This window comes from Phycisphaerales bacterium (assembly GCA_040221175.1).
GTDB lineage: Bacteria > Planctomycetota > Phycisphaerae > Phycisphaerales > UBA1924 > JAHCJI01.
This window is the reverse complement of sequence record JAVJVK010000004.1, coordinates 1,138,295-1,153,534: the sequence shown is the minus strand read 5'-3', so window position 1 is coordinate 1,153,534 and position 15,240 is coordinate 1,138,295. Positions and strand designations below refer to the sequence as shown.

The 15,240-nt window shown below is 66.8% G+C and carries 12 protein-coding genes and 1 tRNA gene; 6 read left to right on the top strand and 7 right to left on the bottom strand.

The window, feature by feature from the left end:
• Positions 1-15: 15 nt before the first annotated feature.
• Both RIE32_07225 and pdxH read right to left on the bottom strand, forming a co-directional pair.
• Positions 16-1,254 (bottom strand): HDOD domain-containing protein, encoded by a 1,239-nt coding sequence (locus tag RIE32_07225; GenBank protein MEQ9096039.1) that lies wholly within the window; start codon positions 1,252-1,254, stop codon positions 16-18.
• A gap of 363 nt (positions 1,255-1,617) precedes the next feature.
• Entirely contained in the window at positions 1,618-2,412 is a 795-nt protein-coding gene (gene pdxH / locus RIE32_07220; protein MEQ9096038.1) for a pyridoxamine 5'-phosphate oxidase, read from the bottom strand.
• Positions 2,413-2,454: 42 nt separating this feature from the next.
• Here pdxH and dnaB point away from each other — a divergent pair, with 42 nt between their 5' ends.
• The 3 genes from dnaB (at position 2,455) to RIE32_07205 (ending at position 4,778) form a co-directional block, all read left to right on the top strand.
• Positions 2,455-4,164 (top strand): replicative DNA helicase, encoded by a 1,710-nt coding sequence (dnaB, locus tag RIE32_07215; protein MEQ9096037.1) that lies wholly within the window; start codon positions 2,455-2,457, stop codon positions 4,162-4,164.
• A 26-nt stretch (positions 4,165-4,190) separates the two neighbouring features.
• Positions 4,191-4,264, top strand: a tRNA-Val gene (locus RIE32_07210).
• Positions 4,265-4,616: 352 nt separating this feature from the next.
• Entirely contained in the window at positions 4,617-4,778 is a 162-nt protein-coding gene (locus tag RIE32_07205) for a hypothetical protein (GenBank protein MEQ9096036.1), read from the top strand.
• 879 nt (positions 4,779-5,657) lie between these two features.
• Here the strand turns inward: RIE32_07205 and RIE32_07200 are convergent.
• The 3 genes from RIE32_07200 to RIE32_07190 all read right to left on the bottom strand — a co-directional run bounded on the left by RIE32_07200 (position 5,658) and on the right by RIE32_07190 (position 8,383).
• Positions 5,658-7,352 carry an AAA family ATPase gene (locus tag RIE32_07200; protein MEQ9096035.1) on the bottom strand — a complete coding sequence of 565 codons (1,695 nt, stop codon included), beginning with the start codon at positions 7,350-7,352 and terminating at the stop codon, positions 5,658-5,660.
• A complete protein-coding gene (locus tag RIE32_07195) occupies positions 7,349-7,552 on the bottom strand; it encodes a helix-turn-helix domain-containing protein (protein MEQ9096034.1) in 204 nt (67 codons plus the stop codon). The genes RIE32_07200 and RIE32_07195 overlap by 4 nt, the downstream gene beginning before the upstream one ends.
• Positions 7,553-7,675: 123 nt before the next feature.
• On the bottom strand, positions 7,676-8,383 hold the full coding sequence (locus tag RIE32_07190; protein MEQ9096033.1) for a hypothetical protein: 708 nt from the start codon (positions 8,381-8,383) through the stop codon (positions 7,676-7,678).
• A 169-nt stretch (positions 8,384-8,552) separates the two neighbouring features.
• Between RIE32_07190 and RIE32_07185 the strand changes: the two genes are divergently transcribed.
• The 3 genes from RIE32_07185 to RIE32_07175 all read left to right on the top strand — a co-directional run bounded on the left by RIE32_07185 (position 8,553) and on the right by RIE32_07175 (position 12,058).
• Positions 8,553-8,975, top strand: coding sequence for a hypothetical protein (locus RIE32_07185; GenBank protein MEQ9096032.1), 423 nt, complete (start codon positions 8,553-8,555; stop codon positions 8,973-8,975).
• 273 nt (positions 8,976-9,248) lie between these two features.
• Positions 9,249-10,364, top strand: coding sequence for an FAD-dependent oxidoreductase (locus RIE32_07180; GenBank protein ID MEQ9096031.1), 1,116 nt, complete (start codon positions 9,249-9,251; stop codon positions 10,362-10,364).
• Positions 10,365-10,432: 68 nt separating this feature from the next.
• Positions 10,433-12,058: a PQQ-dependent sugar dehydrogenase gene (locus RIE32_07175; protein MEQ9096030.1), complete on the top strand. Its 1,626-nt coding sequence runs from the start codon at positions 10,433-10,435 to the stop codon at positions 12,056-12,058.
• Here RIE32_07175 and RIE32_07170 read toward each other — a convergent pair.
• Together RIE32_07170 and RIE32_07165 are read right to left on the bottom strand one after the other, a co-directional pair.
• Positions 12,055-12,549 carry a transcriptional repressor gene (locus RIE32_07170; protein ID MEQ9096029.1) on the bottom strand — a complete coding sequence of 165 codons (495 nt, stop codon included), beginning with the start codon at positions 12,547-12,549 and terminating at the stop codon, positions 12,055-12,057. The two genes, RIE32_07175 and RIE32_07170, sit on opposite strands and share 4 nt — an antisense overlap.
• A 90-nt stretch (positions 12,550-12,639) precedes the next feature.
• Positions 12,640-15,237 (bottom strand): carboxypeptidase-like regulatory domain-containing protein, encoded by a 2,598-nt coding sequence (locus RIE32_07165; GenBank protein ID MEQ9096028.1) that lies wholly within the window; start codon positions 15,235-15,237, stop codon positions 12,640-12,642.
• Between the last annotated feature and the right edge of the window lie 3 nt (positions 15,238-15,240).

Sequence of the window (15,240 nt, the reverse complement as noted above, 5' to 3'; positions counted from 1 at the left end):
TGATGGTCGAGCGCGTCAGGCCGCCACGGCGCGCAGGTAGTCGCTCATGCTCTCCAGCTCGGCCTTGTCGATGTCCTCTTGTTCGAGGCAGAGTTCGTTGAGCAGGTCGGCGGCGCTGGCCGATCCCACCGGAAAGCGATGTCGGGCCTGGGGGTTTCCGACGCTGTCGAGTACGAAGGCAACCAGGAACTCGCTGTTCTCGTCGTCTCGCGTAACCTGGATCTGTCCGGCGTTGAAGCGGAAGGTGGCTGGTGAGAGATCGCCCTCTTGCTTCAGGTCTTCCTCGATGCTGCGCTCCATGATCTTGTTGATCGCGCCGTGCACCCGCATGCCCAGGGCCTCGACGTCGGTAATGCCCTCGGCCACGTGCCCGAAGAACTCGCGCACCGCGGCGTATTCCTTGCAGGCCACGGCGAAGGTGCGGCCCAGCTTGTCGCTCGGCAGGCCCAGCAGCTTGTTGCCCAGCGTGGGCAGGGGGACGGCCATGGCCGCCGGGGGCTCGTGCTCGATGTGCATGGCGCCCACGTAGAACGAGATGCGGTGCAGCAGGTGCACCGGCTCGGTGCTCTTGAGGTTCTGCGGCGGGCTGTGATGCCAGAGGATGGGCTTGGCCAGAATGTCGGGCATCCGCCACCGCCGCACTAGGGCGCGGGCCATGTCGATATGCGTATAGGTGAAGTGCTCGCTTTCGCTCTTGCAGGCGCGCGAGGGCGGGAGCTGGGCCGGGCAGACCTCGTCGTAGACCGATGGCCCGATGAGCGTGCGCACCAGCGGCACGCCCGCGTCCATCATGAGCCCGATGAGGAACGCCTCGGCGTAGAGGCTGGGCTTGACGGCCTCGGCCAGCTTGGCGGCAAAGCAGGCCCGCAGCAGGCTCTTGCCCCACATGGTCCGGCCGTAGCGTTTCTCGCCGCCTGCGTCGATGGATCGGCTCATGTAGAAGCCCAGGGCCAGGGCGCGGATGCGGTTGATGCCCAGCAGCACGCAGGCGCGCTCGAGGGTGGTGACCGGCTCGCGTTGGGCGAAGTAGGCCGAGTTGCTCATGCGCAGCAGGCGGCCGCTCAGGGCGGTGTCGTTGCGGATGACGCTGGCAAAGTCGTTGAGCCCCGCGTCGGGGTCGGAGACCAGTTCGAGCAGGCGTGCGGCGACCTCGGGCTGGGTCTCGATGATCATCGCATCGAGCTTGCGCATGAGAAGCTCGGTGAGGGCTTCCACCTCGACGCTGCTCAGTTGGGCGCGGACCTTTCCTGCCACGGGCGTTCCCCCGCACCCACGACTCCGCGGGCGACCCAGGGATCATCGGCGGTCAGTGGCGGCAACTTCGCGGCTATCGACGGGAACCGGGGTGGGCCGTGCGGGTTGTGCGGGCAAGGGCGGCGTGACCAGATGGTGAAGCGTGATTCGTTTCCTATCTCTCGCCCCCCGGGGTGGGGCGAGAGATAGGAAACGAATCCGATAAGCACCTCCCTGGTCATCGACTCGTGAAGGGCGTCATGAAGGGGCTCCACGAAGGCCAGCATCTATCGGCGTCATCCCTACTACACGTTTCTTTTCTTATACCGCCCGGGTGTGGGTTCGGCGAGACAAGAAACGAATCCGAGTCGAGGACCAGCCCGCTTACGGCTGCAACCGAGTTGCACGCCAAGCCTCGCCCGGCGTCCCTCGCGTCCACCGGGCCCGATCGTGGATGCGGGCCGGGCTGCCGACCCAGAGTTCGACCTCGGTGGCGATGATGCGGAAGCCGCCCCAGTGCGGGGGGCGGGGGATGTCCACGTCGGCGCCGTGGGGCGGGGGGTTGTCGGGGTCGATGCCGAAGCGGCGCAGGGTCTGTGCGAGCTTGTCGACCAGGGCCTGGCGCGACTGGATGGGCTGGCTCTGGTCGCTGGCCCAGGCGCCCACGCGCTTCTCCCAGCTCCGGCTGGCGAAGTAGGCGTCGCTCTCGGCCGCGGGCAGGGGCTCGACGATGCCCCGCAGGCGTGCCTGGCGGTCCAGGGCGTCCCAGTGGAAGACCGCGGCCGCGTGGGCGTTGGCGGCCAGTTCCTGGCCCTTGGCGCTCTTGCCGTTGGTGAAGAACCAGATCGAGCCCGAATCGACGTCGATGCCGCGGCAGAGCACGATGCGGACGTTGGGCCACGCTTCCGACGCGGTGTCGTTTGCTGTCGCCAGCGCGATGGCGGTGGGATTGGGCTGGACCTTGTTTGTCTTGGCGAACTCGACCCACTCGTGCAGGGTGGGGAAGGGGTCTTCGGGCAGTTCGTCGGGCAGGTGTTCGTCGTGGGTGGTGCCGTAGGCGTGGATGGCGTCGAGCGGCCCGGAAAAATGCGCGTCGGTGGGCTTGTCGGAAGGCGTCTGCGAGCCCGTGGACGCGGTGTCGGAGAGGTTCTGCTTGTGGCCGTCTTGCCCGGTGCTCATGGCTGATCGTACTCTCGCAGGTCGAACACTTCGGGAGCACGCATGGACGCGAACGGATCGGAAAACCTGCACGGAAATGGGGACCACCGCAGGGCCGGCAAGGACCGCGGCACGCCGGCGATCGACCTGAGCCGGGTATACGACAAGCTGCCGCCGCACGCGCCCGAGGCCGAGATGGCGCTGCTGGGCTCGATCATCCTCGACCCCTACACCCTGGCCGACGTCCTGCCGCTGGTGTCTACGCCCGAGGACTTCTACCGCCAGAGCAACGCGACGGTGTTCCGCGTGCTGAAGGAGGTCTACGAGCGCGAGCCCCAGGCCGACCTGAACGTCGTGGCCGACCGCCTCCGCGAGCGCAACGAGTTGGAGGCCATCGGCGGGGCGGCCTACCTGGCCAGCCTGGCCGAGGCGGTCAGCACCCCCAACAACGCCGGGCTGTACGCCAGGCTGGTGCAGACCAAGAGCCGGCTGCGCAAGCTGATCGCCGCGGCCAACCAGATCGTGCACGAGGCGATGCACGCGGGCCAGGACGAGCCCGAAGAGGCCCGCCAGCTCATCGATCGTGCCGAGCAGAGCATCTTCGAGATCGCCGACGACGACCAGTCGGCCGACATCCAGAAGCTCGAGGAGCTGCTGCGGGCCGAGTACGAGCGCATCGCCGACCGCGACGCGGGCGCGACGACGGGGCTCAAGACGGGCTTTACCGACCTGGACGAACCTCTCAGCGGCTTGCAGGACGGCGAGATGATCATCATCGCCGCCCGTCCCTCGATGGGCAAGACCGCCCTTGCGTTGAACCTGGCCGAGCAGATCGCGATGGGCGGCGCCACGCCCTTCGAACCCGCGGGCGACGAGCGCGTGCCGGTGGGCGTGTTCAGCCTGGAAATGAGCAAGAGCAGCCTGGTGCAGCGCCTGATCAGTGCCTACTCGGGCGTGGACAGCCACAAGCTGCGAACCGGCCAGTTCAGCCAGGATGAGTTGGTCAACCGCATCCGCCCGGCGTGCGAGACGCTCGAGCGGGCGCCATTGTATATCGATGACTCACCGGCCCTGAGCGTGACGGCCCTGCGTGCACGCGCACGCCGCATGAAGCAGCGTTTCGGCATCCGCTGCGTGGTGGTGGACTATTTGCAGTTGTTGACCGCCCCGGGCGCGGGGCGCGAGAGCCGGCAGGTGGAGGTCAGCACGATCAGCCGGGGCATCAAGGCCATGGCACGCGAATTGGAGCTTCCCGTGGTGTGCCTGGCCCAGCTCAACCGCGGCAGCGAGCAGCGCGAGGGCAACCGCCCACGCATGAGCGACCTGCGCGAGTCGGGCAGCATCGAGCAGGACGCCGACGTCGTGCTGCTGCTGCACCGCGAGGCGTACTACCACCTGAGCGACCCGGCCTGGATGGAGGAGAACGAGGACCGTGTCAACGAGGCCGAGCTGATCATCGCCAAGCAGCGAAACGGTCCGACCGGCATCGTGAAGCTGGTGTGGGACAACCACACGACGCGGTTCAAGAACCGCGCCGGCTACGCGCGCAACGACACGTGGGCCAAGGACGAGCCCGTGGGCAGCTTCGAGCCCAAGGTCGACGCTGGCACCAGCCCTCACGCACCGGCCATGGGCGGCGGGTCGGCCTTCGGCCACCGGCCCAGCACCGCCGACAAGGCCCAGGACAACCGCCCCTTCGACGAGCGGGTGGACCACGGACGCCCCGACGAGGCCGAGTACCTCGAGCCCGACGACGACACGCCGCCGTGGTAGCGGGCGAATAGGATGTCCGCATACCCGGGCGGGTAGCTCAGTTGGCTAGAGCATTCGCCTTACACGCGAAGGGTCCGGGGTTCGAGTCCCCGCCCGCCTACTAGACCGGAATGCGAACCGTTGCAGCCTTCGGCGTCTTGCGGCAGAAAGTCCGCGACGCCAAGGGTTTGCGGCGTGCGCTTCGGTTCGGTGCCAGAATCTGCCGCGATGCTCTGCGTCGCTTTTTGCGCCACCCGTGCGTCGCTTTGAGCGCCACCCCCAAGTCCGGCGGCCTTGCGGAAGTGCTCGTCGCGCGGCTTGAGGTAGTGCTGCGCCGCGATCATGGGCGAATGGCCCAGCCACGAGGCGGCGTCGTGGTTGGGAAACTCGCTCGCCCAATCGGTGGCGCATGAAGCGCGCATGTTCTGGAACAACCGGGGCCAGGGGGTGAGCCCAGCGCGGGCGATGATCTTGTGCATCGTCGTGCGCAGGTTCGACGGGCCGCGCAGCGTGGGGAACAGTTGGGGCTCGTCGGCGTGGGCGAGTTCGTACAGGTCTTCGAGCAACGGGGCCAGCCTGGGCGCGATGGGCACGAGCCGGACAGCATGGCCCTCGTGGTGGGCGGTCTTCGGTGAACGCACCACGAGCCGACGCTCCACGAGGTCTACGTCGGCCCACGTAAGCCCGACCAACTCGGAGGGGCATCGGAGCCCGGCGAACCGGCAGAGCCCGACGATGGCACGCCATCGGGCATCGGGGCAAGCGTCGATGATCTTGTCGACATCCTCGACGGTGACGTAGTACGTGCGATCGGGGTTGGATTGCGAGCCGGGCTTGAGGTCGGCGAACGGGTTGGCGTCCACGAGCCCCCACGAGAGCGCCCGCTTGAAGATCAGCTTGGCAACGTACACCCGCTTCGCTTGCGTGGCCTTGGCGTATCCGGCCTCGGCGAGCGCCCGTCGCCACAACGATGCATCCTCGGCGGTGATCGTGCGCACGCCGTGGTCGTCGCCGAAGTATTCGATGAGGCTATTGGCGGTCTGGCGGTACGCCATCGTCGTGGTGGGCGCGACGGTGGTGGAGTCGATGAACCGCTCGACCAACTCGTGCAGGGTGTTCGATTCCGGGGGCGTGCGTGGCTCCACGAGCCCGACACGGGCCAGGCGGTCGTGCAGCTTCTCGCCCAACTCGGACGCCCACAGAGCCGACGCACGGGCTGGGGATGAACCGCTCAGCTTGGCGCTCAATAGCGCTTCGGCGTGGGTGCGGATGGTCTGGGCCGCCTTGGCGTCGAGCTTGCCGAGCCGGACGGTCTGGCGGATGCCGTTGCCGTCCACGAATTGGAGTCGGCGGTTGCCGCGCTTGTCGGTGGTGATTGATGCCATGGTCAAGTCTCCAATTGACGATACGCCATGATCGGGCGCATCGTGTCGTGTTCTTGAGGTGAAGGTTGCCAAGCGCGCCGGTTGGCAATGTTGGCAACCTTGGTCGGTGGTGGCGATGTTGGGCGGCCGTCAGTCGCTCTCAGGTCGAAGGTTGCCAAGGTTGCCTAGTTCTGCGCTTGGCAATGTCCAAACCCATGCAGCGCCTTCGTTGTAGCCGAGCCGGGTGCTCTGGACGTTGAGCGTTCGCTTTGCCCGGTGGAGTGTGCGCATTGCAATGCCATCGGCCTTGGCCCGTTCCTGCACGTTCTTGGCGGAAGTGGGCCCCGCGCTCAGCACATCGATTAGCCATGCCTCCGCCTCGTCGTGGGCGCTCGACGCGCCCGCGTTGTTGCTCAGGTCGAGTAGGTCATCGGCGGTCATGTGCACGGGCTCGGGGCTCCACGAGCACGCGGGCGGGTCGCCCTCGATAGTGAACGCCAGCCCGGCGGGCGGCTTGGCCAGGTTGTTCTTGCCCGGCAGCAGCAACTTGCGGGCCTTGTCGTAGGGGTCTTCGGCCAGGTGGAGTACGCACCGCGCCAGCCCAGTAAACGCACGAGAGCCGAGCACCGCATCGTCGGCGCGGTCCGATCGGCCCTTGCGGGTGTGCGCCACCACGAGCACCGCCACCCCCAATGGTCTGGCGATGGCGGCAATGGGTGCCAGCACCGCCCGCGTTTCGTTGTCCTTGTGCGAATCGACGCCAGCGCCCATGTATGACCCGATCGGATCGACCACGAGCAAGCGGTAGTCGTCGTGCTGGCGGAGCGCGGCCTCGATAATGTCCACGTCGGCCAAGGTGACTACCCGTTCCTTGTCTCGGAAGGTCGAGGCGGTCAGCACGTCCACGCGGGCGCAGTCGGCACCAGCGGCCACGAGCCGGGGCTTGATGGTGTCGGAGGGATCATCCTCGGCGCTCAGTAGCAGCACGCGGCCACGCGGGCATGGCATGCCATCCGGCCAGGCGGTGCCCGTGCTGACGCGGGCGGCCATATCGGCGGTCACCATGCTCTTGCCGCATCCGGGGTGCCCGGCCATTATGGTGATCCGGCCAACCGCCACGCGGCCCGTCCAAAGCCACGAGATTGGCGTTGCCTCCACGTCGGCCATGTTGAGCACAACGGGGCGGGCGCGGCCGGTGTCGTGGGGTTCGGGCGTGGGAACGGGCTCGACGTGTCGCAGGATGCCCAGCACGTCGTCGGCCGTCGCGCCAGCGCTCACCCACGCCCGCAGGTCTTTGTGTTCCTTCGGCGGAAACACCACGCACACGCCGGCGCAAGTCCCGGCCAGGCGGTCGGCGATGGTGTACGGCGCGGTCTGGCCTACGCCCCTGTCATTCTCGCCCAGCACGGCCACGTAGCGGCCCGCCAGCAGATTGGCCAGGTGATCGGCCCCGCCAGTCGCCGAAGGTCGCCCAACGGCCACCAGAGCCAAGGAATGGGCCGCAGCGGTATCGGTCGCGCCCTCGACCACGAATATCGGGAGGTCGGGCATGTCGCCGTAGCCATCGGCCAGGGGATCGGCGTACACGAGCCCGCGCCTGCTGCCCTCCACCATGACCTTGCGGCCCGTGGGGAGTCGGCGTTGCGTGCCGATGATGGTGCCCGTGGCGTCGCGCTCGGGCGTGCGCCATTCGTTGCCGTGTTGTTCTGCACCGATGGCAAGCCAAGATGCCAGCGGAACGCCTTGGGGGGGGGAGATAGGCGGGGGTAGGTCGCTAGTATTCGGCGTCCGATGTTGCCCCGTGTGCTTGGCGGCCGTGGGGCGGCTTTCCCTCTTTGATCTCATGCCGCACCGCCTTCCGCGCGGTCGGCGGCCCAAGCCTCGACGGCGGCGCGGTCGAAGCGGATGCTCCCGGCGATCCGCACGAATGGGAGTCCGTGGTTGGTGCGCAGGTCGAAGATCGTGCGTTCCGAGAGTCGCCATTCCTGTCCGAGTTCGCGGGTGGTCAGCTTCGAGGATGAGGTTGTCGGCGTCGTCGTGTGCAAGGTCGTGCTCCATTGCGGGACGCGGCATTGCGGCCCGGCTCGGAGCAGTCTTGCGTGTCAACAGGTAAGAGCAAGCGCCGTCACTGAGGTCTGTTGCGCGGTGTTACGCCACGTTGCGCGACGTTACGCCGTGCGCATCGTGTGCCGCTTTCGGTCGGCCTCAAGCGCGGCCTCGATGGCATCCTCGTACTCGGAAAATCGTTGGCATACTTCGGAGATCGAGTGTTGCCAAGTCGTGCAGCCGCCGATCTTCCTGCTGTCGCGAAGGTGTCCCCGGCTAATCGCCACCCGAAGCTTACTCGGAAAGTGGTCGTCGCCGGTGGCGTTCCTGAACCACGTGGCGTCCCGCCGGGAGATGGTGTCGATCGGAGCCTCCACGGGTGGACACGATCCTTGGGATTGCAGCCCATACTTCAGACGTAGATGAAAGTCGAGCACGCCGGCGCGCTGGCCAAGTGTTGAGATCTGTTGAACGTCTAAGGCATCGCTTGTCGTGTCAACTAGCACGATGGTGTCCGAGAGCAACCGGAACGCTTTGCTGAAAAACTCCGACAATATCTCCCGATCCTCTACGTCCAAGCAAGATGCTGCGATCCCGGAACAGGTGCGGAGAGCGACAGCTACGCTGTCGTGTGCTTCTCGTAGCGGCAAGGCGGCAAGCTCATGCATGAGGTGGTGCGCACGCCGATCCTCCGGTGTGCGTGGTGCCGCCTTGCCTGTCTGATACTTGTTGAGCTGGACGAGTACGAACGGGTTCAGGCTGACGGATATGGTGCGCAGGGCGTCAGACAGAACGCGGGTGCTCTGATCGGGGTTAGTCGAAATGTGCAACAACCACTTCCTTGTGATTGGGGCGGCCGACAGGGCGATGCTGCATGCCTGACAGCGGTTGCCGGCTTCGTGACGGAAGAATCCGCCAGCCCTCGCCGAAGTGTACCCCCAATGTCAGCAGGTCTACCCCCGTTGCCGACCTTTGCGGTTTTGCTGGTTATCATCCGTCATGGCAGACTTCATCGTGCGGGGCGTGGATAAGCTGACGGGTCGCCAGGTCGAGCACCGCATCGAGGCGACCGATCGGGACGAGGCACAGGCTGTGGCCAATGGAATGGGCGTGGCGGTCGAGGCTGTCGAGCCCGTGGACGACAAGCGCCAGCCCGGTGCCGACGCGGCCCTCGATGATCGGCTCCGACGCATTGAGGATGCCATCGAGGTCAATAGCAAGTTGTCTAGGGCCATCGCCTTCGAGATTGCCGAGATTCGGCGGGCGCTCACCGAACGCAAGAGTGCTTATTTCGACGCCCTCTATCGCAAGGTGGTGTGGGCCGTGGCCATCGGCATCATCCTGTCGAGCGTGCTCGTGTTCCTGATCGGCTTCGGGCTCATGCTGATCTTGGCGGCCCTCGGGCGCGGGCTCAATCCGTAGCCGTGGCTACACTTTGGCGAACAATGCATATACAATAGTGAACAGGCCCGTGGTGTCGCCAGGGGGTAGGGGGCCGTGTGCCCGCGCGGGGTCAGGGGCGATGCGCCCGCCCTCAGTCCCGACCCACGCCCTCGGGCATGCTCACCAGCCAGCCCACTACGGCGGCCATGGCGGGGGTGATTGCGTCGGATTGTGCGCCACCCTGCTGCCGATCGTGCGTTTTTCTCGGGGAATCGTGGGGGGGTTCGAGTCCCCGCCCGCCTATTTGTCGGCATGCCTCTGCTCGGTTCGTTTCGTTCGCGGCGGCCTTCGGGATTGTCGCTAGCGAGACCAATCGCCGCATCGAGCGGCCAACAGTGCCGCATGGCTGAAGCGATATCAGGTGGAACGGCTCGGGTGGGCGTCATCGGAGCTGGATTGGCGGGCCTTGCTGCCGGCCATCGTCTCTTGGAGGCGGGATGCACGGTTGACGCCATGGATAAGGGTCGGGGCGCGGGTGGGCGCTCGTCGACGCGGCGGGTAGGGCACGGCGGGGGCGACATCACCTTCGATCATGGCGCTCAGTACTTCACGGCCCGAGACGAGCGATTCCAAGAGCGCGTGCGGCAGTGGATGGCTGCGGGGGCTTGCCGGCCCTGGCAGGGAACGATTGCATCGGTGGATGAGCCCGGCAGCGTCACACCCAAGGAGGGTGGACCGATCAGATACGTTGGGACGCCGCGCATGAGCGCAATCGTGTCGGCGATGGCGCGGGACGTGCCCGTGCGATTCTCCTGTACGGTCGAATCCATCGAACGATCTGCGGATGCCTGGGTCGTGCACGCATCGGACGGCCAGGCGAGGCAGTTCGATGCGTTGGTGATCGCGACGCCGGCGCCACAGGTGGCGAGCCTCCTACGGGATGTGTCCGACATTGTCGAGCGGGCGAGGGCTTGTGAGATGCAGCCGTGCTGGGCGGTGATGGCGGCGTTCGAGCATCGGCTGCCGATCGAGGCCGACGGCGTGTTCGTAAACATCGAGAACCAGCCGTTGGCCTGGATCGCGCGGGATTCGAGCAAGCCCGGAAGGCCGAGGGGTGAGCGGTGGGTGCTGCATGCTGGGCCGCAGTGGAGCCAAGCGAACATCGAGCGCGAGCGTGCAGACGTGGTGACGACCTTGCTGCGTGCGCTCGAGCAGGCATTGAGGATCCAAGTGCCTTCGCCCGTGCACGCCGCCGCACACCGCTGGCGGTACGCCCTCACGCATTCACAGGTCGAGGGTGGCTGCTTGTTGGACCCGACAACGCGGCTTGCAGTTGCGGGAGACTGGTGCCACGGTGGACGTGTCGAGGGCGCCTACCTGAGCGGGCTGGCGGCGGGCGAGCGGCTGTTGGAATGCGTGCGGCGCTGAGGCGCGGTTCAATATTGCCTTGGCGTTTTCGGCCCCTTCTGGTACATTGTGGGAAAGGAGGGCGGGCGATGCGCGGGAGCCGGATGAGTGTTGGGGTGTTGGTGGGTATTTCGGGCATAGCAGTCTCGGGGGCGATGGCCCAGGCGCCCGATCCGCTGCCATCGACCACGGTGCTGGAACTGACCACGTTCGCGACGATCTCGACCATTGATCGCTCGGGCGCCATCGACCTGGACCACTGCGGGGACGGCTCGGGCCGTGTCTTCGTAAGCACCAACGAGGGCAAGATTTTCATCTTCAACCAGGACGGCGATCCGTTGGGCGTGTTCCTCGACCTCAACGAGCCCGGCGTGCTCAGCGACTTTCGCGACGTCTTCCGCGTTTCGACCAACGGACTGTCGTACAGCGCGTTCCATCCCGACTATGCCGTTCCCGGTGCGCCGGGGGAGGGCAAACTCTACACCATGTCGATGAGCGAAACGCCGGGCGCCCGCGCGCCCGATTACAGCGGCGCGTCGCTGCCAAGTAGGCCCGGCGACGTTCCGGCAACGTACGTCATCAATGAATGGACCGTTGACGCGAGCGATCCCAACCGCATCGACACGAGCACGCAGCGAGACGTGATCCGCTTCCAGTTTGCCGGTCGCGTGACCGATTCGCACTGCGTCGGGCAGATGATGTTCGATCCTTACGCTCGGCCGGGGGACGAGGCGTACGGCCTGTTGCACCTTGGCTTGGGCGACATGAACAGCGGCTCGGGCAACCCCGGCTGGCAGCACGTGCAGGATCGCGACAACCCCTTTGGCAAGATCCTTCGCCTCGACCCGCTGCAGAACGGTGCCGATGCGTATCGCGTGCCGGCGAGCAACTTCTACGCCGACGGCGGACCGCTGCTGGACGACGACGGCAACACCGAAGAGATCTACGCCTGGGGCATGCGCAACCCGCAGAACCTGTCGTTCGTCCGCGGCGGCAACGGCCAGGGCCGGCTCGTGGTCTTTGATATCGGCAACGAGGACTTCGAAGAGATCAACATCGTCGACAACGGCGACAACCACGGCTGGACGCGCTACGACGGGCCGGGCGATGGCAACCTGGACACCGTGCTGCGTCTTCCGCCCGGCGCGACGCTGACCTTCCCGGCGGCGGTGTACGACCACGAGATCCCAAACACGCCGGGCGCACCGCCCACCAGCGAGAACACGGCGATCGTCGGCGGATTTCCGGTCGTCGATCCGGACGATGCGTCGTTCGGCGAGCAGGTGCTCTTCAGCGATCTGGCACGTGGCGCGTTCTTTCATGCAAGCGTCGACGCGTTGCTGAGCGCCGATGCGTCTGGTACGCAGGCCGACGTGTACGTCATGAACGTCAGCGTCGATGGCAGCGCACCCGGGGCATTCGTCGACATCCTCGGTGTCAGCCGGGCCGATCCGAGGTTTGGTCGCGACGAGGCCGGACGCGTGTTCGTGGTCAGCCGGGTGATCGACACGATCTGGGTGGCCGATCTGGTGATCGACCAGGCGGAAGCCTGCTACGCCGACTGCGACGAGAGCGGCGCGCTGGACGTGTTCGACTTCCTGTGCTTCCAGAACGCCTTCGACATGGGTGACGCCAGAGCCGACTGCGACGGGAATGGCAGCATCGATCTGTTCGACTTCCTGTGCTTCCAGAACGCGTTCGACGACGGGTGCTAGTCTGCCTCGGCTTCGCTCCCCGGCGCCACGGCGAAGATCTGGAGCCGGTGCCCCTGGGGCGTTAATCCGAGTTCTTTGCAGATGCGATCGCGAATCTCGGCCAGTTCGGGCACGTCGATCGAGATGACCTCGCGCGTGTCCAGCCTCACGAGCGTGTCGTTGGGGCTTTCGCCGTAGGCAAGTTGGAACTGAGCCTGATCACCCTCGGTCAGCACGCGTTGCAGGATGCCCGCTTCCTGCAAGAGGTGGATGGTGCGGTATACCGTGGCCTTGCTCACGCGGTGCCCGCGTCGACGCAACTCGTCAATGACCTGCTCGGCCTCGAAGATGCGATCGAGTTGGATGATGGCGTCCAGCACCTGGGCCCGCTCGGGCGTGTACTTTTGCCCCTCGGCCTTGAGCTGACGCCGGAACACCGCGCACAACGGCTCGGTGATACGGATCGCGGGTGGTTCGGAGCTCCGCGTGCGATTCGGGGATAAATCTGCCATGCGGGTGATGGTAGGTTCCTCCCGGCGTTTCGTACTCGATCACCGCCCCAATGTGGAAGTGGGCGTAAACGAAACGAATACGAACGAGGCCTATCGAACCCGGGCGCGATCACCGATGCCCGTCAGCGGGCGGGATTGGTCCTGCCCGACGAACTGCGGTGAGGGCCCGCCGTCCCAGGTAGGCTGGATAAACAGCCGCAGGTGCAGGTCGCCGCGCACCGTGCCGCCCACGGCCGTCGCGCCGGGCACGAAGCCCTGGATGGTCGCCCTGTGCGCCGGGTGCAGGTAGCCCGGGCCGTGGTAGGTGACGGCGTACGCCTCACCCGCGGGCACGGGCGGGAAGGCGAAGGCGCCATCGTCGCCGGGGCGCACGGTGACGCGGTCGCCGGTAGCCATGCGGTGCAGCACCAGGGCGGGCCGCTGGTCGAGCGTGCGAAGATCGGTGGCGACGAGCTGGCCGGTAATGGTGGCCGTCTCGCTGGCGGCGGCCACGCCCGCGTCGTGGTGGCCGCCCTCGATGGAATCGATGCTGATCGCCGGCCAGGCGGTGGCGGTCCCCTCGGCGGCGTCCTCGATAATCACGCGCAGCGGCTCGCCCCCAGGCGCGTGCTCGAAGGTCAGCTTGCCCGCGTCGTTGGCGGATGCCAGGCCGGCAATGGTCCACGACTGCATCCCATCGTGCCGCCACAGCGTGGCCACCGCGTGGCGTGCGGGACGGCCCTGGGCGTCGTGGGCCGTGAGCGAGATCATCGAAGGCCTCGGCAACGCCAGATCCCGCCGCGGCTGATCGGGCGCGAGGTCGAACACCTGATCGGCGTGCCCGGGCGCCAGCACGCGCACCTGCACGCGGTCGTACGCGTCGGTGGCGCTGATGGCGAAGTTGCCAAGCTCGTCGGTTTCCGTCAGCCGCGTGCCACCTGGCCAGGGTGTGCGGCCGGTGTTCTGCAACCAGAACGCCTTAGGAACCACGCGGGCGCCGGCGATAGGCCGGCCCTGGGCGTCGACCACACGCCCGAGCGACACGTTGGCCTCACCCGCCTGCTGCGGCGGGTGCAGCACGAAGCGGCCCATGCTGGTCGAGCCTACGTCTACCAGCTCGGACGTGTGCAGATCACCAGTCCGCAGCTCGAACCGCAGCACACGCGCATCTGCCAGCGCGTCGGGCCATCGCAGCGAGGCCTGCTCGAGGTCGGCCTCGATTGTCCATTGTTCCGCCGGCAGGTAGGGCCGCGTCGGGTCGCTGGCGGTCACCTCGATCGTCCGCGGGTTGTCGGCGGTGGTGTCCTCGGGCAGCGTCACCGTCGCGAACCACGGGTAGGTCTTCCAGCCATCGGCATTGTCGGCCCCCGGCTCGATCGACACCGCCCGCGGGCGGCCGCCGACCAACTCGGGAAGCGGCTCGTCGATGCCACGCAGTTCGGGCACGTGGTCTCCGTTGCGGAACGCGTGCGAGAAGGGCTGGCGAGGCTCGCGGCCCGGTTCCAGCAGCACGACGTAGTCGGCGATGTCGCCCGACACGGTGCTGATGATGCCGCGGTTGTACTGATCGCGGTTCGGATTCCACCGGCTGATGTGGTAGCCGGGCATCTGCACGGCCATGCTGACCTCACCCGTTGGCACGTTCTCCAGCACGAACGAGCCGTCGTCGTCGATCTCCGCTCGCTGGTGGGCTCCACGCGCGACGAACTCAACCTTGCGACCGTTCTTGGGCAGGGGCTCGCCATCGCTGAGCACCACGCGGCCCCGGATCGTGTAGCCCGGTTCCAGGTGGATGTCGCCCACGTCAATGGTGGTGTCGTTGTCGCCGGTGGTCAGCCGCTTTGCCTCGGGCACGCCGTGGCCGCGCAGCTCGACCATGCCGCCGATGATCTCGATGGGCGTATTGGCTGGGATGTTCTGGAAGCTGAACCGCCCGCGATCATCGGTGCCATAGGTGACCGGTCCGAAGAACCGATCTCCGCGCCGATCGACCGATTGCAGGTTCAGCGTCACGCCGGGCAGGGGCTGGCCATCGGCGCCCACGAGGCGGCCGTTCACGCTTACGCCGGTGTGCAGCGTGATGTCGGGCTGGTCATCGAGCGGCAGCCCGGAGCGGACCAGATTGACGTATCGCGGCGAAAGCACTGGCCCCTCCACGTGCAGCGAGGCCCCGTGCACGGGCGAGCCCGCGGCAAGCTCGAAGCGGCCGTCGTCGCCCGTGAACGCGAAGGGGTCCGAGCCGTCCAGATGGCTGTCGCCCCGGCGTCCCGCGTCGAACCACCACATGCGGGGGTTGATCATCGCGTCGGCAACGGGCCCGCCCTGGGCGTCGACCACCCGGCCACGGATCAGCCGCGACGGCCCTTCCACCGCTTCGCGAGGTTGCAGCGTGAATGTCCGCGGGTTCTGCCCGGGTGTCACGTACTGGGTCTGCAGCGGGTGGTGGCCCTCGGCCACGATGACCATGCGGAAGGCGACCTGGTCGTTGACATCCTCAAACGTGAACGAGCCATCGCCTTCGGTCGTCTCGGCCCGGCCGCAGTCGGCGTAGCAACTCGGGCAGAGCAGCGGTACGTCGTTGATCGTGTTGCCCGTCCAGATCACGACGCGGGCGCCCTCGATGGCCCCGCCGGCCTCGCTCGTCACCACGCCTGATAGCGGAGCCGGATCGGCCAGCGATGCAGCCGAGAGCGTCAGCGACCCAATCATACT

Bases quoted from the DNA above. Each gene is read 5' to 3' on its own strand.
- pdxH (MEQ9096038.1), bottom strand. From the start codon at position 2,412: ATGAGCACCGGGCAAGACGGCCACAAGCAGAACCTCTCCGACACCGCG.
- dnaB (MEQ9096037.1), top strand. From the start codon at position 2,455: ATGGACGCGAACGGATCGGAAAACCTGCACGGAAATGGGGACCACCGC.
- RIE32_07200 (MEQ9096035.1), bottom strand. From the start codon at position 7,352: ATGAGATCAAAGAGGGAAAGCCGCCCCACGGCCGCCAAGCACACGGGG.
- RIE32_07185 (MEQ9096032.1), top strand. From the start codon at position 8,553: ATGGCAGACTTCATCGTGCGGGGCGTGGATAAGCTGACGGGTCGCCAG.
- RIE32_07180 (MEQ9096031.1), top strand. From the start codon at position 9,249: ATGCCTCTGCTCGGTTCGTTTCGTTCGCGGCGGCCTTCGGGATTGTCG.
- RIE32_07175 (MEQ9096030.1), top strand. From the start codon at position 10,433: ATGCGCGGGAGCCGGATGAGTGTTGGGGTGTTGGTGGGTATTTCGGGC.
- RIE32_07170 (MEQ9096029.1), bottom strand. From the start codon at position 12,549: ATGGCAGATTTATCCCCGAATCGCACGCGGAGCTCCGAACCACCCGCG.
- RIE32_07165 (MEQ9096028.1), bottom strand. From the start codon at position 15,237: ATGATTGGGTCGCTGACGCTCTCGGCTGCATCGCTGGCCGATCCGGCT.